At 62.5% G+C, this 25939-nt stretch carries 20 protein-coding genes; 14 read left to right on the top strand and 6 right to left on the bottom strand.

Features of this window, described 5'->3' with window-relative positions; translation table 11 throughout:
• The first annotated feature begins 359 nt into the window (after window positions 1–359).
• From AC3WP7_RS24990 to AC3WP7_RS24935, 12 genes are read left to right on the top strand one after another with little or no spacing between them, the layout of a single operon-like run.
• Window positions 360–1799, top strand: a complete 1440-nt coding sequence (locus tag AC3WP7_RS24990) for an undecaprenyl-phosphate glucose phosphotransferase (protein WP_102592951.1) — start codon at window positions 360–362, stop codon at window positions 1797–1799.
• Window positions 1799–3259 (top strand): mannose-1-phosphate guanylyltransferase/mannose-6-phosphate isomerase, encoded by a 1461-nt coding sequence (locus AC3WP7_RS24985; RefSeq protein ID WP_102592950.1) that lies wholly within the window; start codon window positions 1799–1801, stop codon window positions 3257–3259. Before AC3WP7_RS24990 ends, AC3WP7_RS24985 begins: the two co-directional genes overlap by 1 nt.
• 1 nt (window position 3260) lies before the next feature.
• The gene (locus AC3WP7_RS24980) at window positions 3261–4172 is read left to right on the top strand and encodes a glycosyltransferase family 2 protein (protein ID WP_102592949.1); all 912 of its coding nucleotides are present in this window, start codon (window positions 3261–3263) and stop codon (window positions 4170–4172) included.
• A gap of 29 nt (window positions 4173–4201) precedes the next feature.
• Window positions 4202–4978, top strand: coding sequence for a polysaccharide biosynthesis/export family protein (locus tag AC3WP7_RS24975; protein WP_071489726.1), 777 nt, complete (start codon window positions 4202–4204; stop codon window positions 4976–4978).
• Window positions 4979–4993: 15 nt separating this feature from the next.
• Window positions 4994–6985 (top strand): GumC family protein, encoded by a 1992-nt coding sequence (locus AC3WP7_RS24970; protein WP_071489727.1) that lies wholly within the window; start codon window positions 4994–4996, stop codon window positions 6983–6985.
• A complete protein-coding gene (locus AC3WP7_RS24965) occupies window positions 6985–8175 on the top strand; it encodes a glycosyltransferase (protein ID WP_093513823.1) in 1191 nt (396 codons plus the stop codon). The genes AC3WP7_RS24970 and AC3WP7_RS24965 overlap by 1 nt, the downstream gene beginning before the upstream one ends.
• Entirely contained in the window at window positions 8165–9493 is a 1329-nt protein-coding gene (locus AC3WP7_RS24960) for a GH39 family glycosyl hydrolase (RefSeq protein WP_071489729.1), read from the top strand. Before AC3WP7_RS24965 ends, AC3WP7_RS24960 begins: the two co-directional genes overlap by 11 nt.
• Window positions 9494–9501: 8 nt before the next feature.
• The gene (locus tag AC3WP7_RS24955) at window positions 9502–10719 is read left to right on the top strand and encodes a glycosyltransferase family 4 protein (protein WP_092249528.1); all 1218 of its coding nucleotides are present in this window, start codon (window positions 9502–9504) and stop codon (window positions 10717–10719) included.
• Window positions 10710–11813: a glycosyltransferase family 4 protein gene (locus AC3WP7_RS24950; RefSeq protein WP_093127049.1), complete on the top strand. Its 1104-nt coding sequence runs from the start codon at window positions 10710–10712 to the stop codon at window positions 11811–11813. Before AC3WP7_RS24955 ends, AC3WP7_RS24950 begins: the two co-directional genes overlap by 10 nt.
• Window positions 11814–11815: 2 nt before the next feature.
• Window positions 11816–13243: an O-antigen ligase family protein gene (locus tag AC3WP7_RS24945; protein WP_093127386.1), complete on the top strand. Its 1428-nt coding sequence runs from the start codon at window positions 11816–11818 to the stop codon at window positions 13241–13243.
• Window positions 13243–14652 (top strand): murein biosynthesis integral membrane protein MurJ, encoded by a 1410-nt coding sequence (gene murJ, locus AC3WP7_RS24940; RefSeq protein ID WP_102592948.1) that lies wholly within the window; start codon window positions 13243–13245, stop codon window positions 14650–14652. Before AC3WP7_RS24945 ends, murJ begins: the two co-directional genes overlap by 1 nt.
• A 22-nt stretch (window positions 14653–14674) precedes the next feature.
• Complete coding sequence (locus tag AC3WP7_RS24935; protein WP_093127043.1) at window positions 14675–15730, top strand: acyltransferase family protein; 1056 nt, start codon at window positions 14675–14677, stop codon at window positions 15728–15730.
• Window positions 15731–15991: 261 nt separating this feature from the next.
• Here AC3WP7_RS24935 and AC3WP7_RS24930 read toward each other — a convergent pair whose 3' ends face one another.
• The 4 genes from AC3WP7_RS24930 to AC3WP7_RS24915 form a co-directional block, all read right to left on the bottom strand.
• Window positions 15992–16582 (bottom strand): DUF4174 domain-containing protein, encoded by a 591-nt coding sequence (locus tag AC3WP7_RS24930; protein ID WP_092249515.1) that lies wholly within the window; start codon window positions 16580–16582, stop codon window positions 15992–15994.
• 164 nt (window positions 16583–16746) lie between these two features.
• Window positions 16747–17379 (bottom strand): glutathione S-transferase N-terminal domain-containing protein, encoded by a 633-nt coding sequence (locus tag AC3WP7_RS24925; protein WP_102592947.1) that lies wholly within the window; start codon window positions 17377–17379, stop codon window positions 16747–16749.
• Between the two features lie 12 nt (window positions 17380–17391).
• A complete protein-coding gene (locus AC3WP7_RS24920) occupies window positions 17392–17970 on the bottom strand; it encodes a GNAT family N-acetyltransferase (RefSeq protein WP_092249509.1) in 579 nt (192 codons plus the stop codon).
• A gap of 69 nt (window positions 17971–18039) precedes the next feature.
• A complete protein-coding gene (locus tag AC3WP7_RS24915) occupies window positions 18040–20397 on the bottom strand; it encodes a DNA polymerase II (RefSeq protein WP_102592946.1) in 2358 nt (785 codons plus the stop codon).
• A gap of 198 nt (window positions 20398–20595) precedes the next feature.
• On the opposite strand from AC3WP7_RS24915, the gene AC3WP7_RS24910 reads away from it, so the two are divergent.
• Window positions 20596–22806 carry a TonB-dependent receptor gene (locus AC3WP7_RS24910; protein ID WP_092249503.1) on the top strand — a complete coding sequence of 737 codons (2211 nt, stop codon included), beginning with the start codon at window positions 20596–20598 and terminating at the stop codon, window positions 22804–22806.
• A 34-nt stretch (window positions 22807–22840) separates the two neighbouring features.
• Here the strand turns inward: AC3WP7_RS24910 and AC3WP7_RS24905 are convergent, their stop codons facing one another.
• Entirely contained in the window at window positions 22841–23308 is a 468-nt protein-coding gene (locus AC3WP7_RS24905) for an SRPBCC family protein (protein ID WP_092249500.1), read from the bottom strand.
• Between the two features lie 99 nt (window positions 23309–23407).
• Between AC3WP7_RS24905 and AC3WP7_RS24900 the strand changes: the two genes are divergently transcribed.
• Complete coding sequence (locus AC3WP7_RS24900; protein ID WP_071489739.1) at window positions 23408–23809, top strand: GFA family protein; 402 nt, start codon at window positions 23408–23410, stop codon at window positions 23807–23809.
• Window position 23810: 1 nt separating this feature from the next.
• Here AC3WP7_RS24900 and mrdA read toward each other — a convergent pair whose 3' ends face one another.
• Entirely contained in the window at window positions 23811–25703 is a 1893-nt protein-coding gene (gene mrdA / locus AC3WP7_RS24895; RefSeq protein WP_071489740.1) for a penicillin-binding protein 2, read from the bottom strand.
• Between the last annotated feature and the right edge of the window lie 236 nt (window positions 25704–25939).

The raw sequence follows: 25939 nt of genomic DNA, 5'->3' as shown, positions 1-25939 counted from the left end.
GCATTGAAAAAGGTTTTTCCTTTAAGCAGGAAAAATCTGACATTTGTTCCTACACTCAAAAACACACCCAATCACCGAGTGTTCGGACAAGGAACGTCAATAAAATGCCTAAGAAAAAGCCAGTTAACCTGTCTAACACGCCACCTCCGCACCATCGTCAATTCATTGACTGAACACATATCAAAGGAACACTCCTTTAGTCACTACCCCGCAAAACCCACTCAAATGGATAGCCGCATTTGGAATGGCTAGTTGCGTATTACCCAGCGTAGTCGTTCGACCCCAGTTCTAAAGCCAGTCACCGCTTATTGAACAAACCGTCGAACAGTGAAGCCTGGAGTGCAATGAGGGATGTTTGTATGCGAGAGAAGTCGTCCGTCGACAGCCTGTTCTTAACGCGCGCCGGTTTTGTTGAGTTCTTTGTTGTTTTCGTCAAGTTGGTCCATGGCCTGACGGCCATTCTGCCCCCCATGGTCCTGGTGCTCTTGCTCGACCCGATGGCCCCTGAGCTGCGCGCCCACTTCCTGGGCCTGCTGGTATTTTTCGCGGTCCTCACCATTATTTTGTTCCAGGCGCTGGGCATCTATTCCGAAGAACTGTTCAGCAATCGCCTGCGCCTGAAAACCAAGATCAAGGCCTGGTCGGCGGCGTTCTGCATCCTGCTGTTCATGTACCAGATCCTGCAAATGTTCCCGCAGTTGACCCCGCGCAACCTGGTGACCTGGTACGTCGCCAGCCTGGCGCTGTTCTGCCTGGAGCGCCTGCTGATGCTGCGCCTGTATCGCAAGCTGATGCGTGCCGGCAAATTCCTGCAACGCACGGTGATCCTGGGTTTTACCGACACCGCCGTACACGTTGCCGATCACCTGCTGCGCAACGGTGACATCCGCTCCGGCCTGGTCGGGTTCATCGACGACCGCACCGAACGCATTCCCAAGGAACTGAGCAACCTGCCCCTGCTGGGCAACACCCGCGACCTGGAAAAGCTGATCCGCGCCGAGCAGGTCAACCAGGTGATGATCTGCCTGCCCTGGGCCGCCGAGCAGCGCATCCATGGTTTGGTCAACCGCCTGCGGCAGCTATCGGTGAACGTGATGCTGGTACCAGACATGGCCGCCCTGCGTTACGGCCACAGCAAGATTACCGACGTGGGCGGCATCCTGATGTTCAACACCTCGCAATTGCCGTTGCGCGGCTGGTCGCCGGTAATCAAGCGCTGCGAGGACTTGCTGCTGGCCAGCCTGGCGCTGGTATGCCTGTCACCAGTGATGCTAATAACGGCGATTGCGATCAAGCTCGATTCCAAAGGCCCGGTGCTGTTCCGCCAGAACCGCTATGGCTACAACGACAACGAAATCCGCGTGTTCAAGTTCCGCTCGATGTACACCGACCAGAGCGACTTCACCGCGGAACGCCAGACCACCCGCGAAGACCCGCGCATCACCCGCGTCGGCCGCGTCATCCGCAAGACCAGCATCGACGAGCTACCGCAACTGTTCAACGTGCTGCTGGGCAACATGTCCATGGTCGGCCCGCGCCCGCATGCCACTGCGACCAAGGCTGCGGGCATTCCCTTCGAAGTGGCGGTGAGCGAATACAGCTCGCGGCACCGGGTCAAGCCGGGCATCACCGGCTGGGCGCAGATCAACGGCTACCGGGGTGAGACCGACACCCTGTTCAAGATCCAGAAACGGGTCGAATACGACTTGGAGTACATCTCCAAGTGGTCGGTGTGGTTCGACTTGTACATCGTTTTCATGACGGTCCCAGCCGTCCTTTCCACCAAGGAAGTCTATTGATGAACACACTCAACGGATTGATTCCCTGCATTATTTCCGGTGGTTCGGGCACGCGGCTGTGGCCGGTGTCCCGGCAGAACATGCCCAAGCCGTTCATGCGCATGCGCGACGGCCAGAGCCTGCTGCAGAAAACCTTCCAGCGCGCGGCCAAGCTGCCGGGTGTGGAAAGCGTGCTGACAGTGACCAACCGCGACCTGCTGTTCCGCACCCTGGATGACTACCGCCTGGTCAACAAGGCCCATCTGCCCCTGGACCTGCTGCTGGAGCCGTTCGGCCGCAACACGGCGGCAGCGATTGCCGTGGCGGCGTTGCATGTGCAGGAGCATTTCGGCGGTGACGCGCAGTTGCTGGTGATGCCCGCCGACCATCTGATCCTCAATGAAGTGGCGTTCGCCGAGGCCGTGACCCAGGCCCGCGACCTGGCCGAAGCGGGCTACCTGGTGACCTTCGGCATTCAGCCGGATCATCCGGAAACCGGCTTTGGCTACATCGAACAGGGCGAGGCGCTGGGCACCGGCCATCGGGTCAAGCGCTTCGTGGAAAAACCCGACCTGGCCACCGCCCAAGGCTACCTCGCCGGCGGCAAACACCTGTGGAACGCCGGCATGTTCTGCTTCAAGGCCAGCGCCCTGGTGGACGAACTCGCCGCCCATGCACCGGACGTACTGGACGCTGCCCGCGCCGCGCTGGAACACAGCCAAAACCTGCAGAACAAGACCTCACGCCAGCGTGAGCTGGACGCGGACGCCTTCGGCAGCGCGCCGGATGTGTCCATCGACGTGGCGCTGATGGAGAAATCCAGGCAAGTCGCCGTGGTGCCCTGCGACATCGGCTGGAGCGACATCGGCTCGTGGGAAGCCCTGCGCCAGCTCACCCCCAGCGACGCCCATGGCAACCAGGTCAACGGCGAAGCGATTCTGCACGACGTGCACAACTGCTACATCGACTCGCCCAAGCGCGTACTCGGCGCCGTGGGCGTGCGCGACCTGATCATCGTCGACACCCCCGACGCCCTGCTGATCGCCGACGCCCAGCGCAGTCAGGACGTGCGCTACATCGTCGCCGAGCTCAAGCGCCAGAACCACCCGGCGTACAGCCTGCACCGCACCGTCACCCGGCCATGGGGCACCTACACCGTGCTGGAGGAAAGCAGCCGCTTCAAGATCAAGCGCATCGTGGTCAAGCCCCAGGCGTCGCTGTCGTTGCAGATGCACCACCACCGCAGCGAACACTGGGTGGTGGTCAGCGGTGCGGCGCAAATCACCAACGGCGAGCGTGAATTCCTGATCAACGCCAACGAGTCCACCTACATCCCCGCCGGGCACAAACACCGCCTGACCAACCCCGGCATCATCGACCTGGTGATGATCGAGGTGCAGAGCGGCGAGTACCTGGGCGAGGATGACATCGTGCGTTTCGACGACATCTACGGGCGCGCGCCCGCAGAAGTGAAGAAATGACATGCTCACCTCACTGATCATCCCGACCCGTAACGCCTCCAGCCATCTGGGCCGCCTGCTGCCGGCGCTGAAGATGCAAACCCTGCAACCCGACGAGATGCTGGTGGTGGACAGCGCCTCCAACGATGACACTGTGGCGCGCTTTCGCGAATTCGGGGCGCGGGTCGAGGTGATCGACGCGCGTGACTTCAACCACGGCGGCACCCGGCGCTGGGCCAGTGGGCAGGTGAGCGGCGACGCGCTGATCGTGATGACCCAGGACGCGATCCCCGCCACCCCGGAAACCTTCGCCAACCTGCTCGCCGAATTGCAGCAGGACCCGCTCAACGGCGTGGCCTACGGTCGTCAGTTGCCGCACCCCGATGCCGGAGTACTGGGTGCGCAATCGCGGCACTTCAACTACCCGGAGCAGAGCCGCAGCAAGAGCCTGGCCGATGCGCCGAAGCTGGGGATCAAGACCTGCTTCAGTTCCGACTCGTTTTCCGTGTACCGGCGCAGCGTGCTGGAGGCGGTGGGCGGTTTCCCGGCGGATGTGATCGGCAGCGAGGACGCCTATGTGGCGGCGCGCATGCTGCTCGAAGGCTACAAGGTGCGCTACGCCGCCACGGCGCTGGTGCATCACTCGCACGATTACAAGCTCATGGATGAGTTTCACCGCTACTTCGATATCGGCGTGTTCTACGGCCGCGAACCGTGGATCAAGCAGGCCTTTGGCGATGCCGGTGGCGAAGGCAAACGCTACGTGCTGGCTGAACTGGCGGCCTTGCGCAAGGCCGGTGCCTTGCACCGTGTTCCCGAAGTACTGGTGCGCAGCGCGTTCAAACTGCTCGGCTACCGGCTGGGCCATCTGGAGCGCCGCCTCCCCCTCGCCCTCAAGCGGCGCATCAGCATGTTTCCCGGTTATTGGAGGTGAGCATCATGACCCACAGGAAGTCCCCCTTGATGAAACGAACCCTGCTCGTCGTGGCCATGGTGGCCCTGGCCGCCTGCAATACGCCGGCACGCATCGTCCCGCCCGACAGTGACACCGTCGAGGCCGGCAAACGCGCCCTCGACCAGCTGGCACAATTGCCGCCGGCGGTGGAGCGCATCCGCATCGGCGACCAGTTGCGCATCGTCCGCGATGCCGGCGAGATGCCGACACTGTCGGCGTTCAACGTCAGCACCATCTATGAGCTGACGCTGTACACGGTGCAGACCGACGGCAAGATCAACTACCCGTTCCTGGGGCCGGTGCAGGTCGCCGGTCGCCAGCCGTCGGAGCTGGCCACGGAGTTGACCGGCAAACTCGCGCCCATCTACCGCGAACCGCGTGTGACGGTGAACATCAACCAGGCGCCGAGCGGCTCGATCATCGTCGGCGGCGCGGTGAACAACCCGACGGCGGTGCAGATCGCCACGGCCAACACCCTGGAACAAGCCATCATCGGTGCCGGCGGGGTCAGCCCGGCAGGCAACGCCAGCATGGTCGCCCTGCTGCGCGAAGACGCCCAGGGTGCCTATCGCGCGTACTTCCTGGATTTCAGCCAGTTGCTCAAGACCGGTCCCAACGGACGCAAACCCGTGCGCCTGCAACGCGGCGATGTGGTATTCGTGCCCAAGTCCAACGTGGGCGAACGCATCCAGGGGGTGGATACCTACATGAACCAACTGATCCCGTTCACCAAGTCGATCGGGGTTGGCTACAACTACACCCGAACCAGCGGCGGCAACAACTAAAGGAGCGACATCCCAATGATCGAGATCCGTTCTTTTCGTGATCTTCTGCGCTTGTTCTTCATCTTCCGGCATGAGTTCAAGCTGGCGGCGATTGCCGCGCTGGTGATCATCCTGCTGGGAGCGTTCCTGCTGCCGGCCAAGTACGAGTCCACCGCGCGCCTGTTGGTCAAGCCAGGGCGTGATTCGACCTTGCCCATCGAGATCAGCAACCGCCAGGCGCTGGTAATGCCCAGCACCCAACGCGACCCGATTGTCGACGAAGAGCGCCTGCTCACCGGCCGGCCGATCGTACGCGCGGTGGCCGAGCATTACCTGGAAGTGATTGAAAACGCGCCGCCGCCGGAAGGTTTCTGGAAGCGCACCAAGTACTACGTCAAGAGCGGCGTGGGCGCGGTGTTCGATGGCCTGCGCGTAGTGCTTGAAACCGTCGGTATCGTGGAGAAAACCACGCCGGTGGAACGCCTGGCCGCCAGCCTGGAGAAAAACTTCGAGGTCAGCCACGCCGTCGGTTCCACGGTGATGGACATCAGCTTCAAGTGGGGTGACCCCGAGATCGCCCAGGCGGTGGTCAAGGATTGGGTCGAGACCTACATCAACGAGCGTACCGAGGCCCTGGGGCGCAAAAGCCTGTACGCGTTCTACGAAGGCCAGGTAGCCAACAGTGCCACCGAGATCAAGAGCTACAAGGAGCAGATCCTCACGCACCTGAACCAGATCGGCGCGGCGAGCATCACCGACCGCCTGGAGGATTTGTCCGAGCGCATCAACGTGCTGCGCGGTGAGACCTTCAACACGACGCGGTTGATCGCCTCGTCCGACAGCGCGATCCAGAGCACGCGCACCCAGCTCAAGGGCCAACCCAAGGAAGTCACCACCGTACGCCAGATCGCCCTGAACCCGCAGCAGCAGGATTTGCGTCGCCTGCTCAACCAGAAGCTGCTGGAAAAGGCCGACATGATGCGCACCTATACCGACAATGCGCCGCCGGTCAAAGCCCTGGACGCGTCGATCCGGGCCATGCAGATGCAGGTCAACAGCGAGAGCAACACGGTGCAAGCCTCGGAGAACCGTGCGCCGAACACCCTGGAAATTCACTTGCAGCGCGTGTTGCTGGATGAAACCAGCAACAACGTGGCGCTGCGTACCCAGTTGGTGCAACAACAGAAACAACTGTTGAACCTGGAAGAGCAACGCAAGCAGGCCCTGGAGATCGAGCCGGAGCTGGCTCGCCTTTCCCGCGAGCTGAACACCACCGAGCGCAACTACGCGCTGTACGTGGATAACCTGGAAAAATCGCGCATCGACCGTGAGCTGGACAATAGCCAGATCAGCAACATCGCCGTGATCGAAGAAGCCACCCTGAACCCGGGCCGCATCTTCCCGAAAACCCTGGTGATGCTGGTGTTGGCGATTCCGTTCGCCATCGTGGTCGGCCTGCTGGTGATCTACCTGTGCTACCTGCTCGACCAGCGGATTCACGACGGTGGCCTGGTGGAGCGCAAGTTCGGCCTGCCGCTGTGGACCACCCTGCCGGAGCTGGACACCTCCACCGCGCAAAGCACCAACGCGTTCAATGCGAGCATCTACCGTTTGTACAGCCTGCTGCAGCCCGAGCGCATTGCCGAACAGGGCGTGACCCTGGGCCTGACCTCGGCGCGTCACGGCGAAGGGGTGACCTTTGTGGTTGAGCAACTGCGCCAATTGCTCAGTGAAAACGGCATCAACGTGCGCGTCGGCGGGCCGCACGCTGCTGCGCCGGGTGAAGTGGTGCTGCTGGATGCCTCGGCCCTGCTGGACAACCGCGAGGCGTTCGTCGATCTGCGTCGCGCCGACCTGATCGGGCTGGTGGTGGAAGCGCGCAAAAGTACCGTGCCGGTGGTGGAGCATGCGTTGTCGATCCTCAACACCGCGTTCGGCAAGGTGGACGGCATTATCATCAACCGTCGCAAGTTTGAAGTGCCGGGCAAAGTGCTGCGCACCATCGGCAAGTACCGGGGAGCGTTCTGATGCGAATCGCCCTGCTCGCCCCCTTGCCGCCGGAGAAAAACGGGATCGCCGACTACGCGAACCATTTCCGCACGGCCTTGGAACACCTTGGTGTGACGGTGCTGACGCCGTTGGCCGGGGTGGCGGGCAACTCCGGAGCGATCAAACAGGCCATCGACGCGTTCGACTGGCAGGCCGTCGACCTGGTACACGCCGAACTGGGCGGCGGGCGCCTGGGGGAATTCCTGGCCTTGCGTGAATTGCGCAAGGCTTACCCCCAGTTGCCGCTGACCGCCACGGTGCATGACCCGGAACGCATCGTGTGGCGCCGCGAGCACCTGCCGTTCCCCTTGAACCTGATGGAAAGGTTGCCCAGCCCACTGCCGCAGGCAGCCGTGGTGCTGGCCGACCCGCTGACCCTGCGCGAAGAGCGCCAGGTCGCCAAGGGGCTGACCCGGCTGGTGACCCTCACCCGCCTGGGCGCCGACTGCCTGAGCCAGCGCATGCACCTGCCGGCCGGCAAAGTTGCGGTGATCAACCATGCCAATCTGCCGATCCCGGCGGCACCAATACCGCCCCTCGCCACGCTGCGCCTGCTGTATTTCGGGTTTATCTACCGAGGCAAAGGCATCGAAGACCTGGTGCAGGCACTGGCGGATGTGTTCAAGCAAGCCCCCGAATTGCGCGACCGCGTGCGCCTGACACTGGCGGGCGGCACCGCCGCGGAAATGGCGTTTGGCGCAGGCGGTAACTACCTGGAGCAGTTGAACGCACAGATCGCGGCGCTGGACCTGACCGACGCCATCGACTGGCGCCTGAACCTGCCGGCGGATGACATCGCCCAGACCATCCAGGCGCACCACGTGATGGTGCTGCCCTACCGTGAATCGAAAAAACTCGGCCTGCTGGGGCGCCAGCGTGGCACCAGTGGCGCACTGTCCTGGGCCACCGCCTGCGGGCGCGGCGCGATCACCTCCGACGCCCGCGCGTTTGCCGAGGAAGTCGCCAGCGGCAACGGCGCGATCTACCCCGAGGGTGATGTAGCCGCGCTCGGCGAACAGCTGCTGCGCCTGGCGCGTACGCCGCTGCTGGCCCGGGATTGGGCCGAACGGGCCGGCGAAATCGGCCGTGAGCGCGTGTGGCCGTTGACCGCGCGGAAATTCAAGCAGCTCTTCGAGCAGGCCATCACCGGAGCCCCCTATGGCGCGTAAACGCACCTACCTGGCCACCCTCGCGGTGGTCGCCGCCCTGGGCCTGACCGCATTCTTGTGGGGACGCCAGGCGGATGCCGAAAGCCATGTGCTCAAGGGCAGCAAGGAGGTGGTCTGGAAGGACTTCCTCGGGGTGAATGCGCAGTTCTTGTGGTTCAGCCCCGAGCGCTACCAGAAGCAGATCGACCGCCTCAAGGCCCTGGGCCTGGAGTGGGTGCGCCTGGATCTGCATTGGGATCAGCTGGAAACCGCGCAGAACCAATACAAGCTCGCCACCCTCGACGAGTTGGTGGGCAAGCTGCAGCAGAACCAGATCAAGTCGGTGTTTTACCTGGTGGGGTCGGCGCGTTTTATCAGCAGCGCCCCGCCGCTGTCGATGTACCCGGACCAGTACCCGCCGAAAGACCCCAATGTGTTTGCCAACCGCATGGCTCTGCTGTCGCAGCGCTACCCCAGCGTCGAGGCCTGGCAAGTCTGGAACGAACCGAACCTGCTCGGCTTCTGGCGCCCGGCGGCAGACCCTGCCGGGTACGCGAATCTGTTGACCGTCACCACCAACGCCTTGCGCGCAGTGAACCCGAGCAAACCGGTGGTGGCCGCCGGCATGGCGTTCTTCAGCGAAATGCCCAGTGGCCAGACCATGTTCGACGCCCTGGGCGCACTCGGCGTGGCCAGCCTGAATACAGTGATCTCCTACCACCCCTATACCCAATTGCCCGAAGGCAACGACCCGGCCAACCTGGACTTCATCGCCAAGACCACCCAGCTCAACCAGGCCCTGCGCCATGGCGGCGTGAACACGCTGTGGAGCACCGAGTGGGGCTGGTCAACCTACAAGGGGCCAAAAGACGCCCAGGACATCATCACCCTCCAGGCCCAGGCCGACTACGTGGTCCGCCGCCTGGCGCTGATGAGTGCGATGGATTTCGACAAGATTTTCCTGTTCACCTTGAGCGACCTCGACCAGCGCGCCAGCGTGCGTGACCGCTCCTACGGCTTGCTGGATATCGACACCAACCCCAAGCCCGTCTACACCGCCTTGAAGAACTTCCTCGACGTCAGTGGGCCGACGCTCACGCCGGGCGATCCGCCGGTTGCCGACCAGTTGCCCGACGGCCTGTTCAGCATCGGTTGGACCCGCGCCGACGGGCGCAAGCTGTGGTTCTTCTGGTCGGCCCAGGGCGGCAACGCCCACTTGCCGGGCCTGGCCAGCGCCACCCTGTACGACCCGCTGCGCGGCACACAAACCCCGGTAAGCGGCACCAGCGGCCTGACCGTGCCGGTCAAGTCGAACCTGCAAATTCTGTTATGGGACTGAGGCCTGCCATGCGTATTTTATGGATCCTGCCCTACTCACCCTGGCCCGCCACCAGCGGCGGCAAGACGCGCCAGTTCCATCTGCTGCGCAACCTCGCCGCGCGCGGGCATCGGATCACCCTGCTTTTGCATGACAAACACCCGGTGTCGCTCAGCGACCGCCAGGTGCTGGAAGCGTTTCTCGAACAACTGATCATCCTGCCGCGCCGCCCTCTGCGCAGCGTCACGACCCTGTTGGCCGGGCTGTTTGCGCCGTACCCGCTGCTGGCCAGCGTGAATGGTTTGTCGGGTGAATTGCAGGACACCTTCAATTGGTTGCTGGGTGACCCTTGGGACGTGGTGCAAATCGAACACAGCTACAGCTTCCAGCCGTATGAAGAGGTGCTGGCGCGCAAGTCCCAACCCTTTGTGCTGACGGAACACAACGTTGAATCGGCCCTTGGCGCCGCCACGTATGACCGTTTGCCGGGCTGGTCGCTGCCGTTCATTCGCTACGATCAATGGCGCTACGCCCGCTGGGAACGCCGCGTGATGCGCCAGGCCGCCCAGGTGGTCGCGGTGACCGACAGCGATGCGCAGGTACTGGAAAAAATCGCTGGCAAGCCGGTGTCGGTGGTGGTCAACGGCGTGGATTGCGATCACTTCGCCGCCGCCCGTCCCGACCCAACCACCCAACGCGTGCTGTTTCTCGGCAACTACGAATACGCGCCCAATGTGGACGCCATCGAATGGGCCCTGGATGAAATCCTGCCCCAGGTCTGGGAACGCTGCCCCGACGTACGCATGAGCGTGTGCGGCTTCGGCATGCCCGACAGCTGGCGCGCACGCTGGCCGGACCCGCGTATCGAGTGGCAGGGTTTTGTGCCCGACCTGCTGAGCCTGCAATCGAGCTGCTCGGTGTTCCTGGCGCCGTTGCGCCATGGCGGCGGCTCCAAGCTCAAGGTACTGGAAGCCTTGGCCGCCGGCTTGCCGCTGGCAAGTACCGAGCAAGGCGTATCGGGATTGGACCTGGTGGAAGGCCTGGATTACCTCGGCGGGCAAACCGCTGCGAGCCTGGCGGATGCCGTGGTGCGCCTGCTGCAATTTCCCGATGCCGCCACGACCATGGGTGAAGCCGGCCGCGCCTATGTGCGTCGTGCCCATGACTGGAACGTCGCCGCCAGCCAGCTGGAAAAGGTCTACACGACCCTTTTGCCCCAGAATCAAAAGGAGCCCGCATGCGTGTAGGCCTGGATTACCGCACCGTCGGCACCTCGCCGCAATCGGGCATCAGCCGCCAGGTGTACGCGCTGGAAAGCGCCCTGCACGGCCTGCCCGGCATCGAGCTCGAGCGGTTTACCGTGGCGCCCCTGGGCGATGAAACCCGCTTGCAGGCGCACTGCCCGGCCTGGGGTTGCGCCAAGACCGCCATGCACCAGCCGCAGAATCGCCTGCGCTTCGAAGCCGGGTTTCTGCCACGGGCGTTGCGCGAGCACCACATCGACCTGTACATCAGCACCTTCAACATGGGCCTGCCGTTGCCGCCCAAACCCAAGGGCCTGCGCACCGTGGTGCTGTTGCATGACCTGTTCCAGATCACCTTGAACAACTACCACGCCAACCGCTTGAAGGCGCTCATCTATAAGACCAGCGATCGCCTGTCGATCACCTACGCGGTGCACAGCGCCGACCGGGTGTGGACGCCGTCGCAGTACAGCGCCGATGAAACCGCGCGGTTGTTTCCCAAGGCCGCGGGCAAGATTCGTGTGCTGCCCAATCAGGTCGACGGCTTTACCGAACTGGCGGCGGACCTCGGCCCGCGCCAATTGCCCGAGCGCTATTGGTTGCTGGTGGGCACCCGCGAGCTGCGCAAGAACGTGCCGTTCCTGGTGGAGGCCTGGCAGCAGGCGCGGCGCCAGTCCCCCGGCGTGCCGGAGTTGGTGCTGGTGGGCAGCCTCGATCATTTGCCTGAAAACCAGCGCAGCCTGCCTGGGATTCGTGCACTCAGTGGCGTGTCGGATGCCGAACTGCATGCGCTTTACCGCCAGGCGTCGCGCCTGTGGCAACCGTCTTACGCCGAAGGTTTTGGCCTGCCGGTGATCGAAGCCCTGAGCGTCGGCACGCCGGTGGCGGTGGCCAGCGGCACATCGCTGGATGAAATCACCCCGCCGTCGGCACCGCGCTTTTCGCCCACTGATGGTCCAGCGCTGACGCAGCTGATGATCAGCCTCGGCGAGCGGGCCGCCGATGAATCGCCCGAACAATGCCGGCAGTGGGCAGAACGCTTTAACCATCGCGCCTATCGCGGGCGCCTGGCCGAACTGATCGAGGAGCTGAAGTGAACGTGAACCTGCCCAGCCTCGTCGCCATACTGTTCGGCCTGTTGTTCGGCGCCGCCGCTCTGCTGCTGTCGCCGGCCAAGGCGTTCCTCGCCGTGATCGGCCTGGCCGGTGCGGTGACCATCCTGCGTTTTCCGTTCTGGGGCCTGGTGCTGTTCGCCCTGGTCGCCACGTTCATGCCGTATTCCACGGTCAACCTGGGCATTCGCAGTACCGTCAGCGAAGCGATCCTGGCGCTGACCTGGGGCGCGGTCCTGTGGCACAACTTCCTGGCGCGCCTGCCGGATACGCCGAGCCTCACCCGTCGGCCCACCGACCAGATGCTGTTGTGGCTGATGCTGTTCAGCGTGTTCCCGTTCATCGTCGGCCAGGTCACTATTCACGCCGACACCAGCGGCGTCGCCAACTGGCTGCGCTGGTTGCTGAGCCTGTCGGCGGTGTTCCTCTGTGCCAAGTTGCTGGTGGACCGCAAGCACCGTGAATCCCTGGTGATCGCCCTGCTGCTGGGCAGCCTGGCGATGCTGGTGCTGTCGATTGCGGTGTTCGTGCGCACACGCTCCGGGGCCGGTATTGCACCGGTGCTGGCGCTGTTCAACTACGGCAACTTCGACATGCTCAAATTCGGTTTGGAGGCGATGTCGTCGCGCATGGGCTCGCCGTGGATGCACCCGAATGCCATCGGCGGGATCATGGCGTTGCTGCTGCCCCTGGCGTTCTGCTTCGGCATGACCGAGCAAGGCTGGAAACGCGCACTGGGCCTGGGCGTGGCGTGCCTGGGCGCCGCCGCCTTGCTGTTGGCCAGTAGCCGTGGCGCGATGGTCAGCCTGGCGCTGGTGCTGCTATGGATGGCCACGCGCCGGGTGCCGTACACCGGGCGCCTGCTGATGATCGGCGCGGCGCTGACGGTGGCGCTGGTGATCGCGTATCCGCCTTTACAGGAGCGCCTGGCGACGATTTTCTCATCGAGCAACGCCAGTACCGAAGTGCGTTTCGACGAGTACCGCATGTTCCCGCAGGCGGTGATGGCGTATCCGTTCGGCATCGGCTTCAAGGTCGACCCGCCCGTCCCCGACACCCACTTGCTGGGCATTTCCAACCTGTGGCTGAACTTCATCTACAAGACCGGCATCGTCGGCATGCTGTTCTTCGTGGCCGTGACCGTGCGCTGGTGGCGTGAAGCCCGCCCGGAACGCGGCCCGATCCGCCTGACCAAGGACAACGCGCTGTGGCTGGGCACCACCGCCGGGATTCTCTCGGCACTGGTCAGCGGCCTGTTTGACCACTACTTCAGCTTTGCCGTGGTGATGGTCGCGCTGTTCTGGCTGATGGTGGGCATCAATGTGCTGGAAGCGCGGCGTCTGTTTCCGGCGCGCCTGCCGCAGGTGAAAAGCATAACGTCGCGCAAAACGCTGCTCGACGGCGTACAGCGCTGATGCTGGGCTCTGCCGCATGGCTGACGCTGGCGACGCTGCTGGGGCTGTGCCTGGGCTTTGCCCGTGAGTGGTTGCTGGTGGCGGCCTGGGGCGCGGGCGAGCGCAGTGATGCGTTCCTGATCGCACTGTTCTTGCCGGAGGCGCTGCGCATGTCGTTGGCCGGCGGTGTGCTGAGTGCAGCGGCGCTGCCGCTGTACCTGGCGCGCCAGGACGACGAGCGGCTGGGCTGGCTGGCGGTGTTGTTCCCGGCGTTGCTGTCGATCGCGCTGGTCACCAGCCTGCTGTTGACTGTATTGGCGCCGTGGCTGGTGCAACTGCTCGGGCCCGGCCTGGCCGCCAGTGCCACGGCGCTCGCCAGCAGCAACTTGCAGATTGTCGCCTGGTGTGTGCCGGGGCTGATGCTGCATGCGCTGTTCAGCATTGCGTTGCAAGCCAGCGAGCGCTTTGTACTGGCGGGCCTGGGCTCGTTGCTGTTCAACCTGCCGCCGGTGGCCTACCTTGCCTTCGCCGGCACCGCCACTCAACCTCACTCATTGGCCCTGGCCTGCCTGGCCGGCAGCCTGTTGATGCCGTTGGCGTTGCTGCCGTCGATGTGGCGCCAGGGCTGGCGGCCGTGGCATTGGCAGCGGTCGTGGGCACCACTGCGGGAGCTGGGCCAACGCATCGGCCCGCTGCTGTTGAGCAACGGCGCCAGCCAGGGCCTGGCCTTGATCGAACGGCTGGTGGCGTCCTTGCTGGGCGAAGGTGCGGTGACCTGGGTCAACCTGGCGCGCAAGCTGATGAACCTGCCGCTGATTGCGCTGATGAGCCTCAACCAGGTGTTGCTGGGCATGATGAGTCGGCGCCAGGGCGACGAGCGCCTGGCCCTGCTCAAGCGTGGCCTGGAAACCGCCAGCGTGCTGACCCTGCCCGCCGGAGTCGGCCTGGTGGCGGCGGCGCCGAGCCTGGTGGCGTTGCTGCTGCCCAAGCAATCGCTGGACTCGCCGTTGCCGCTGCTGCTCGCCTGGTTTGCCGTACCGCTGGTGTTCGGCGCCTGGAACGCCCTGCTCGCGCGCTACGCCTACGCTGCAGGCGATACGCGCCAGCCATTGCGTTGTGAACTGCTCGGCAGCCTGGCCAATGTGCTGTTGCTGGGCGTGCTGCCGTTTGTGTTCGGCCTGGCCGGGATTCCGCTGGCTGCGCTGGCCGGCGTGCTCTGCACCGCGTTGCTGCTGATGCAACGCCAGACCTTGCTCGGCGCTCTGCCCTGGGCTCGGAGCTGGCTGCTCAGCGCGGTGCTGATGGGCGTGGCGGCGTTGGCGCTGTTTCGGATTGAAGGCGTGTGGCTGCAACTGGGGCTGAGCACCCTGGCTGGCGCGGTGGTATTGCTGGGCATGGCACTCTGGCTGAGACCGTGGCGCAAGGCATGAATGATCGATCAGGACAACTCATATGAAACATCGCTGGATTCAGATGGATATCGCCAAAGGCATCGGCATCCTGGTGATCGTGTTTGCCCACAGTTGGTTCGTCGCCACTTCGCCGGACTTGCTGTACCCGGTGCTGGCGTCGTTCATCTTGCCGCTGTTCTTTTTTCTGTCGGGTGTGTTCTTCAAGCCCGAGCAGCCGTTCGTGGAGATGGCGATACGCAAGGCCGATGGCCTGCTCAAACCGTTTTTCTTCACCATGCTCACCTATGTGATCGTGCGCAGCATTCTGCGTGGCCAGCCGCTGTTGCCGGATATCGGCGGTGTGCTGTACGCCTCGGTGGATACCATTCCGTGGCAGGCGCTGTGGTTCCTGCCGCATTTCTGGGTGGCGATCCTGTTCAGTTGGGTGATGCTGCGCCTGATCCAGCGCCTGAAGCTGTCGCTGTTGCTCAGTTGCGCGCTGGTAACGCTGCAGTTGATTGTGGGCGTCTGGATGCTGCCGTGGTTCTGGCAGTTGCCAGTCGCGTTCGGCGGGCATACCTGGGTGCTGCCGGGCCTGCCGTTCAGCCTGGATATCACCTTGATCAGCAGCACTTATTTCATTGTCGGCTACCTGCTGCGTGATTGGCTGCACACCCACGCGGGCTCCTGGCTGACCCTGTTGATTTCGATTGCATTGTTCGTTGTGGTGTTCACCTTCACCTGGGACACCATGGACCTGGCGCAGCGACGCTACGACCACTGGTTCTGGACCACCCTGCCGGCCGTGATCGGCGTGTACGCCTGCTGGGCGCTGGCGCGCGTATTGATGGTGTCGACCTGGGTCACGCGGGCCATGACCTACATCGGTCAGAACACCTTGATCCTGCTGATCTTCCACGGCGAGATCCAGCACAAGACGGTCGACCTGCTGGAGCGCCTGGGGCTGCCCGCGTTTGTCGCGGCCTGCGTGGGGTTTGTGGTGGCGGTGGTGGTGCCGTTGTTGATCGGGGAAGTGATCAAGCGGGTGGCGTTCCTGCGGTTTTTCTACTTTCCGTTTCCGGTGCGCAAGGCGCCTGTCGCAAAAACGGCGCCTTGAAGGCGCCGTTCAATCATTGCGTCAGAAAGCGTATTTGACACTGGTCATCAGGTTGCGCGGCGCTCCGTACACGCCGTGGTTGCCGGCGTAGCTGAAGTACTCGCGATCGAGCAGGTTGAAGGGGCCGGTGACGTAGAGATCAAGGACTTAGAGGTCGCGCGCGAAGAACAAGGCGTAAATGATAACGTTTATCATATTCTTCGCAGAGCTGTTACTGCAGGTTTCTGCTGCGGGAGCCGACTGCCCAGCTCCCGCACAGGATCAGTCGTCCAATGGTTGCGGCGCGGCATGCTTGGCGGGCTTGCCAGGTTTGGTGCCAGCCTTGGCACCCTGCTTCTCCGCTGGTGCGGCGGCGGGTTCAGGCTCGGCCGGTGCAGCGGTTTCTTTCTCGGCCATCGGCATCTGGTCGATGGCGCTGAAGAATGCCTTCAGGTCGAGGGTATCCGGCGGTACGGTCTTCTCGAGTTTTTTCTCGCCGTCCTTGCCCACCAGGATCACTTTGGTGCCACTGCCGGCGCCCAGCTTGAGGGCACGGATCAGCGCGTTGGTTTCCGGCGGGGTGAGTTTCCTGCTGTCCTTGGGGTCCTTGGCGAATTTCTCGCCTTCAGCACCGATGCTGCCGAACTTCACGGTGTAGAACACCATGCTGCGTTCTTCAAAGGACTGCTTGGTCGCAGGCTCGTCCAGCTGATTTTTGACCTTGGCCAAGGTGTCGTTGCCTGCATCAAGCTCCACCACCACCAGCGGCCGGGCCTTGCCCAAGTCCTGCTTGAGCGGGTTGATATCATCAGCAGCCAACAGCGGCCCCGTAAAAGCCATCAAGGTAGCCAGGGTCAGCGACCGGATGAGCATGCGCACCTCCTTTGAATTCCATGCAGGGTTCTTGAGTTTCATGTCTGCGACAGTCAAATTCAAGGATGATTCCTACACCACTTTAAGAAAGCGTAGGACAGGACGCCCGCCACGCAAGGGTTTGATGGCTGCGACTGTCATTGTTTCCACTGATTGCGGAAACATCATGAGACCTTCCACTCCGGCCAATGCCGAGCAAATACGGGCGCGACGATGGGGTCGGCGTCCACTTGTGCCAGGCTCAGGGCAAAGCCTGGCGCCAGGCCGCTCAACGCGTCGCGTGCCTCATCCCAGCGCGACACCGCCGCCGCCATCAGGCCCAGTGCATTCGGGGTGTTGTCCGGGGCAAACAACTGGTCGGCAAACTGATCGGCGAACACCACCCAGGCCTGGTGAAGGTAGCGTCGTGTGCCGGTGACAAGCTGGGCCTGCACGGTTTCGTTGACGTTACCGAGCCAGCGTTGCGGGTAGTCGATGATGCCTATCGCCGAGTAGCAATTGGCGGCGATATACACCAGGCCGCGAATGATCTGCGCGCGGTTGCCGGCCAACAGGTGGGAGACGGGAAATTCCAGGCCCAGGTGGATCAGGATCGCTGCGCTTTCCGTCAGCACCTGGCCGTCAGGCGTCACAAGGGTCGGCACCTGTTTGAGCGGGTTGATACGGGCCAGTTCGTCACTGCCCTCGCCCTCTGCCCAGGAAGCCGCGTCGACCCTGCGCCACGGCACCGCACAGCGCTGCAGGGCAATTTCGATCATGCAGGAGCCGGATTCGTCGATGCCGTAGAGCGTATACATGGACCTGTCCTCCTAGCGTTGCAGTTTGGCCTGCAGGTTGGCTTTTACCTGCGGCCACTCCGAGTCGATGATGCTGAAACGCACCGAGTTGCGCTTGCGCCCGTCGGGCATGATGCGTTCGTGACGCACGATGCCTTCCTGCACGGCGCCGAGGCGCAGGATCGCGGCGCGGGACTTTTCGTTGAGTTCATCGGTGGTGAATTGAACACGCACACAGCCGAATACTTCGAACGCGTAGGTCAGCAGCAACAGTTTGGCTTCAGTGTTGATGGCGCTTTTCTGGGTGGACAGCGCCAGCCAGGTGTGACCGATTTCCAGTTTGCGGTTGACCCGGTCGACCTTCCAGAACCGCGTGCTGCCGACCACCTGGCCGGTGTCGCGGCGCACCAGGGTGAACGGGATCACGCTACCGGCATCGCGCCCGGCCAGGGCGGTGTCGATGTACTGGTCGACAGTGTCCGGGCCCGGCACGTTGGTGACCTTGAGGTTCCACAATTCGCCATCGGCGGCGGCCTCGAGCAAGGCGGCCTTGTGTGCCCGTTGCAGGGGTAGGAGTTCGACCGTGGTGCCGGTCAAGGTAAGTTCGGTCATGGCGCTGCGCCGTCAAGGTGGTCGTCAGTGACCAAGAGTGCAGGCTCGCGCACGGACGAATCAAGCGTTTTAAAACAGACCCATTTGCCCGCCGACCAAGGTACTGAAATCGTCATTCACGAATGGCAGGATCGCATCGGCCACCGGCTGCAATTGCCGGGTGACGTAGTGATCGTAATCGATGGGCGCTTGCCGCACCTCCATCGGCTCGGGGCCGTTGACGCTGATCACGTAGCTGATCCAGCCGCCGCGCTGGTATTGGCGCGGGCGGTTCAGGCGGTCGTTGTACTCATCGGCCAGGCGCGCGGCGCGCACATGGGGCGGCACGTTGCGTTCGTAGTCGTCCAACCGGCGGCGTAGGCGTTTGCGGTAGATCAGCAACTCATCGAGCTCGCCGCTCAGGGTGCGGCGCACGTAGTCGCGGATGTAGTCCTGGTGCGGCTGGCGATGGAAGATGCGCTGGTAGAGTTCCTGCTGGAAGCGGCGGGCCAGGGGCGACCAGTCGCTGCGCACGGTTTCCAGGCCCTTGTAGACCATGTCCTCGCTGCCATCGCTGTGCACCACCAGGCCCGCGTAGCGCTTTTTGCTGCCCTCCTCCGCGCCACGGATGGTCGGCATGAGGAAGCGCGTGAAGTGGGTTTCGTATTGCAGTTCCAGGGCGCTTTGCAGGCCGAACTCGGTGTGCAGGTGCTCGCGCCACCAGTCGTTGACGTGCTGGACCAACGCCTGGCCGATGCGGCCGGCCTCGACTTGGCTGTGGGCTTTGCCGAGCCAGACGAAGGTGGAGTCGGTGTCGCCGTAGATCACCTCGTAGCCTTGGGCTTCGACCAGGTGGCGGGTCTGGCGCATGATCTGGTGCCCGCGCATGGTGATCGACGAGGCCAGCCGTGTATCGAAGAACCGGCAACCGCTGGAGCCAAGCACGCCATAGAAGGCGTTCATGATGATTTTCAGGGCCTGGGACAACGGCGCGTTGTGTTCGCGCTTGGCCACTTCGCGGCCTTCGGAAACTCGCGCAACGATGGACGGCAAGCAATGTCGGGTACGGGAAAACCGCGCGCCGCGAAAGCCTTCCACCGATTCACTGTCGTCGGGGTGCTTGAGGCCTTCGACCAGGCCGACCGGATCGATCAGGAAACTGCGGATGATCGACGGGTAGAGGCTTTTGTAATCGAGCACCAACACCGATTCGTAGAGACCGGGCCGTGAGTCCATGACGAAGCCGCCGGGACTGGCCTGGGGTGGTTTGTCGCCCAGGTTAGGCGCGACGAAGCCCTGGCGATGCATCAACGGCATGTACAAATGGGTGAACGCGGCGACGGAGCCGCCGTTGCGGTCGGCCGGCAACCCGGTGACGCTGGCGCGTTCCAGCAGGAACTTGAGCAGTTCGGTCTTGGCGAAAATCCGCGTGACCAGCTCGCAGTCCTTGAGGTTGTAGCGAGCCAGGGCGGGCTTGTCCTCGGCGAACATGCGGTTGATTTCGTCCATGCGCTGGTACGGCGTGGAGATGTCCTTGCCTTCGCCGAGCAGGGTTTGCGCGACGTTTTCCAGGCTGAAGGATTCGAAACTCCATGTCGCTGAGCGCAAGGCCTCGATGCCGTCGATGATCAACCGCCCCGCTGCCGCCGCGAAGTAATGGTTGCGGCTGCCGTGTTCGCGCCAGGCCATCGGCTCGTCGCCCCGCCCGAGCATCAGCGGCACGTTGAGGCGCTGGGCATGTTCGTGGAGCACGCGCAGGTCGAATTGCACCAGGTTCCAGCCGATGATCGCGTCGGGGTCGTGCTCGGCGAGCCATTGATTGAGGCGCTCGAGCAGTTGGGCGCGGGTGTCGCAGTAGTCGAGCTTGAAATCCACCGCGTCGGTTTTGTTCGGCGGGCCGAGCATGTACACCTGGCGTTCGCCGCAGCCTTCGAGAGCGATGGAATACAGATCGCCCTGAGCGGTGGTCTCGATGTCCAGGGACACCAGTTTCAGCGGCGGGCGGTAGTCGGGCGCGGGTTTCATCTGCGCATCGCAGAGTGCGCCGGTAGCGTCGGGGGTGCCGCCGAACCACACGGGCGCGGTGATGAAGCGCTCCATCATGTAGCGCTCGGGTGGGCGCACATCGCCCTCATAGACGTCGACGCCCGCAGCGCGCAGGCGTTTTTCCACGTCCATCGCCTGGCGGTGCTGGCGGGTGTACAGACCCAGGACCGGGCGGTGATGGAAATCGCACAACTGCAATGGGCGCAGTTCGATATCGCGCTCGCCCTTGAGCAGCCAATCCAACGGCTTGCGATGGGCTTCGGGGATGAACATCACCGAGGTCTGCACAGGTAGGCGGATAAACCTCGGACCCTGGTCGGTGGCTAGCCAGAAACTGACCTCCGTGCCCGCCGGGGTATCGCGCCAATGCCGGGTCAGGACAAAACCCTGCTGTAAATCCACCGTACCGCACCTCAGGAATCGCTTTCAGGGCGTGATTCTACTCGGCATCCGAACGCGCGGACCTTAATCTCACAAAATTGTTGCATGACGTTAATAATAATTACTATCATTTGCACTGGAGTTGTATCCGCGCAGTGAGGAAGCGCAACCATTGTTGCCCTTTCCCTCACCATTGACGGTTCACCGTCAGGATCGACCATGCCCGCCCGTATTCCATTCGCTGTGCCGTATCGCCCCACCCTGCTCGCCCTGTGCTGTTCCCTGAGCCTCTCGGCTCACGCCAGCCAGGAAACCGGCACGCTGGAACTGGGCGCCACCACTGTCAGCGCCGAGGCCCCTGCGCCAGGCGCCCTGCCCCCGGTATACGCCGGCGGCCAGGTGGCACGTGGCGCTCAGTTGGGGGTGCTGGGTAACCAGGACATCATGGACGTGCCGTTCAGCATGTCCTCCTATACCGAGAAATTGATCCGCGACCGGCAGGCCGAAACGATCGGCGATGTACTGCTCAATGATTCATCGGTGCGCCAGGCGTCTGGCTATGCCAACCAGGCACAGACGTTCATGATCCGAGGCCTGCCGCTCGCCGGTGACGACATGTCCTTCAACGGCCTGTACGGCATCCTGCCGCGTCAGATTATGTCCACCGACGCCCTGGAGCGTGTGGAAGTGTTCAAGGGGCCGAATGCTTTCATCAATGGTGTGACACCGACCGGCTCGGGGATAGGCGGTGGTGTGAACCTGCAACCCAAGCGCGCCGATGACCTGCCACTGCGTCGCTTCAGTACCGATATCAGCAGCGATGGCCGGGTGGGCGAGCATCTGGATATTGGCCAGCGCTTCGGCGAGGACAACCAGGTTGGTGCACGCGTGAACCTGTCCCAGCGCGAAGGCGATACCGGCATCGATGATGAAAATCAGCGCTCGAAGCTGTTCACCGTGGGCCTGGACTACCGCGGTGATGCGTTGCGTCTGTCCAGTGATTTCGTGTATCAGAAGCAGCGCATCAACGGTGGGCGTAATTCGGTATTCCTTGGCACGGCCACCCATGTGCCGGATGCGCCTTCGGCAGACACCAACTACGCGCCGAGCTGGAGCAGCACCAACCTCGAAGACACCCTGGGGATGCTGCGCGCCGAGTATGACCTGAACGACAACTGGACGGCCTATGCAGCAGGCGGTGCCAAGCACACCCGGGAAATGGGGCGCTACTCGTCGGTCACGCTGACTGACAACAGCGGCAATGCCCTGGCAAGCCGCTCGACCATCGCCCACGAAGAAGACAACCGCAGCTTAATGGGCGGGTTGAACGGCAGTTTCCAGACCGGCCCTGTGAGCCATCGACTCAACTTTGGCCTGGCAGGTATCTGGACTCAAGCACGCAATGCCTATGTGTTCAACGCCTCGTCGACGGCTACCCGAACCAATATCTACGACCCTGTGACCGGCGCTCCGCCCACCCTGAACAACCCGCGCAATACGCCAGGCACTGATTTCAGCGACCCTACCATTACAGGCAAAACATTCGTGCGCAGCGCAGCGGTGTCCGACACCCTGGGCTTCTTCGATGACCGCCTGTTGGTCACGCTGGGCGCGCGCCGCCAGCAGATGGTGGTACAGGCTTACAACTACATGAGCGGTACGCGCACTTCCAACTATGACGAGTCAATTACCACGCCAGTCTACGGCCTGGTGTTCAAACCGTGGCAACACGTGTCCTTCTACGCCAACCGCATCGAAGGCCTTGCGCAAGGCCCGACGTCGCCGGTCAACTCGGGTAACCGGACGATCATCGGTGGCGGCCAGGCGTTTGCGCCCGCTCGCTCCAAACAAATCGAAGCGGGTGTGAAGGTGGACATGGGCACCTATGGCGCCACGCTGGGTGTATACCGTATCGAACAGCCTGGGGCCGGCTACGTTCAGGTCATCGATGCGACTACAGCGCGCTATGTGCGTGAAGGCCAGCAGATCAACAAAGGCGTGGAACTGAACGTCTTCGGCGAGCCCCTCAGCGGCCTGCGTTTGCTGGGCGGTGTAACGGTGATGAAGACCGAACTCAAGGACACGCAAAACGGCGCCAATGACGGTAACCGAGCAATCGGCGTGCCTTCGTTCCAGCTCAACGCCGATGTGGAGTGGGATGTGCCTGGCCTGCAAGGCGTAACCCTCAATGGCCGCTGGCTGCGCACGGGCGGGCAGTACGCCGACGCCGCCAACAACTTGAGCTTGCCGACGTGGAACCGCTTCGATATAGGCGCGCGTTACAACTTCAAGGTTGCCAAGCGTGATGTCACCCTCGGCGCCACCGTGGAGAACGTCGCCAACACGAAGTACTGGGAATCGGCCCAGGGCGGTTTCCTGAGCCAGGGCGACCCGCGTGTTGCCAAGTTGTCGGCGACTGTAGACTTCTAAAAAGCACTACAACGAAGTGAGCCCGTTGTTGCAGTCATGCCTGGCGGGCTTGGTTCAGGTAGTTTTCGATGTTGCCCATTTGTTCATCCCAGCCCCGGGAGTTCATCTTGAAGGCCTTTTGCCGACGGGCTTCTGGCACCGTGTCGAAGCCGGACTCGACCACCCGCAATAGAATGCCTGGAGCACGGTCTTCAAGGGTGAACTCCACCAGCGTGGGGGTTTCCTGGTCATAATCGACACCCGCCTCGACCGCGAAAGGGTGCCACCAGAAGGAGAACAGCGTTTGCGGCAGGATGCGTTCGATCCTGGCCTTCCAGATCACATGTTCATAACCCGGATAGGTGATCGGTGCCTCGATGGTTTGCCCGGCAACAAAGGCTTTGCCTTCGAGGGCGATACCAAACCATTGGCCGAACTGCTCGGCATCGGTGAGGGCTTCCCACACCTGTTTGCGTGAAGCGTTGAGCAGGACTTTCCGTTCGATTCGATCCAATACGTGCATAAGTCACCTCCTCCATTGACAGTAGGTGACATCGAACAATGCGCAACCTGGGATTGTAAGCAATGATGATGACCCCTTTATTGATCCGGCAATTACGTTATGACTGACCCATTGAATGGAAGTTGCTTCTGCAAGGGCGTGCGGTATCAGGTGAGGCGTCTGGACATGCCGATCAGCCACTGCCATTGCGACAGCTGCCGCAAGGTGCATGCGGCGGCATTTGTCGCGACAGCCGGCGTGATGCGCGAACACTTTCGTTGGACCCAGGGCGTGGAGTTGCTGGCGTCTTTCGAGTCGTCGCCGGGCAAGCTCAGGCATTTCTGCTCGCGTTGCGGCTCGCACCTGATGGCCGAACGAGGGCATCAACCTCACGTGATTGTGCGGGTGGCGACGCTGGACGATGATCCGGGCGTCAAACCCACCGCGCACATATGGATGGCCCATGATGTGCCCTGGCTCGCCCATGAAGGCGTAGAGCAATGGGACGAGTGGAAAGCCTGATTTAAACCTTTGGGTCTCCAGGTGCTTTGGCCGGCGTTGCGTATTGCGGTTTCAAGTGACCTTCCTGGTCGAGCAACCAGGCGTCCATGATCTGGCGTACGACCGGCCCAGCAACGCGACCACCGGCTTCACCGTTTTCGATCATCACCGAAATCACAATTTTCGGGTGTTCGGCTGGGGCGAAGCCGACGAACAACGCGTTGTCGCGGTGGCGCTCCAGGGTCTTTTCACGGTTATAACGCTCGCCCTGCTTGATCGCGACCACCTGTGCGGTACCACTCTTGCCAGCGATACGGTATTGCGCGCCTTGTGCGGCAGCACGGGCGATACCGCGTGGGTCGTGCATCACCAATTGCATGCCATGGTTGACCTGCTCCCAATCACGTGGATCCTTGAGGACCACATTGGGCATAGGGTTTTCATCCACCGGTGGCACGCCGTTAATGGTCTTGGCCAAGCGGGGTCGGTTCCACACGCCTTTGTTGGCGATCAGCGCGGTGGCTTGGGCCAGTTGCAGCGGTGTGACCTGCATGTAGCCCTGGCCGATACCGAGGATCACGGTCTCGCCCGGGAACCAGGGTTGGCGGCGAGTGGCGCGCTTCCAGGCCTGGGAGGGCATCAAGCCAGCCGACTCTTCAAACATGTCCAGCGACACTTTCTGGCCCAGGCCGAATTCAGCCAGGTAGTCGTGCAGGCGATCGATGCCCAGCTTGTGGGCCAGGTCGTAAAAGTAGGTATCGTTGGAGCGCATGATAGCGGCGTCCATGTCGACCCAGCCGTCACCGCTGTGGTTCCAGTTGCGGTATTTGTGGTCGAAATCCGGCAGTTGGTAGTAACCGGGATCGAACACACGGGTCTGTGCAGTGACGACACCGCTGTCGAGACCGGCGATGGCGACTTCCGGCTTGATGGTCGAGCCCGGCGCATAGAGCCCGCGCAGGACGCGGTTGAACAGTGGCCGGTCGATGGAGTCATGCAGCGCGGCATATTCCTTGAAGCTGATGCCGGTGACGAACAAGTTAGGGTCGAAACTCGGTTTGCTGACCATGGCCAGCACTTCGCCTGTTTGTGGGTCGAGGGCAACCACCGAGCCACGGCGATCGCCCAAGGCTTCTTCTGCCGCCTCCTGAAGGTGGACGTCGAGGCTCAGTACTATGTTTTTGCCGGGGATCGGATCGGTGTGCTTGAGTACACGCAGCACACGGCCCTGGGCGTTGGTCTCGACCTCTTCATAACCTACGTGACCATGCAGCTCGGACTCGTAGAAGCGTTCGATGCCGGTCTTGCCGATGGATTGAGTGCCGCGGTACTCAACCGAATCGAGGGCTTTGGACTCTTTCTCGTTGATCCGTCCCACGTAACCGATGGAATGCGCAAAGTGGGCGCCCAGGGGATAGTGGCGAACGAACTGAGGTTCTACATCAACCCCTGGCAGACGGAACTCGTTCACCGCCAGCAACGCGATCTGCTCTTCGGTCAGCTCGTAAAACAATGTCACAGGGACAAAGGGGTGGCGTGCCTGCTTCAGCGCCTTGTCGAACATCGCGCGATCCTCGGCGGGCAGGTGCAGCAAACTGACGATGGCGTCCAGCTCGCCCTTGAGGTCGGTGGTGCGCTCTCGGGTGATGGTCAGGTTATAGCTAGGGCGGTTGTCGGCCAACACGACGCCATTGCGGTCGTAGATCAGCCCACGCGTCGGCGTGATGGGTAATACGTGGACGCGGTTGTTTTCGGAAATCGTGGAGTGATAGTCGAACTGCACGACCTGCAGGAAGTACATGCGCCCCACCAGGGCGCAGGAAATGCCAATCACCAGCAGCGCACAGGCGAGCAGGCGCTTGTTGACCAGACGGTTTTCTTTTTCGTGATCTTTGATGGGTATCGGTTCAGGCATTTCTACAGCATCTCGTTGAAGAAGGTCGACGCCGCATCCTGCGGGTGAAAGATCAATCCCTGTGAAAATGTGCTGCACCATACCAAAAATGCAGAAACACTTTGCATCGTTTTGCTCAACGGTACGGTATTTATTGAGGATGAGCTGCGCTTGAATTTTCGACCGCCCAAAACAAAACCCCTGACTGCGTTAGCAATCAGGGGTTCTGGAATTTAATCTTGACGATGACCTACTCT

This window comes from Pseudomonas sp. FW305-3-2-15-C-LB1 (assembly GCF_058787615.1).
The sequence above is the reverse complement of the archived record's forward strand: the minus strand, read 5'-3'. Positions and strand labels throughout refer to the sequence as shown.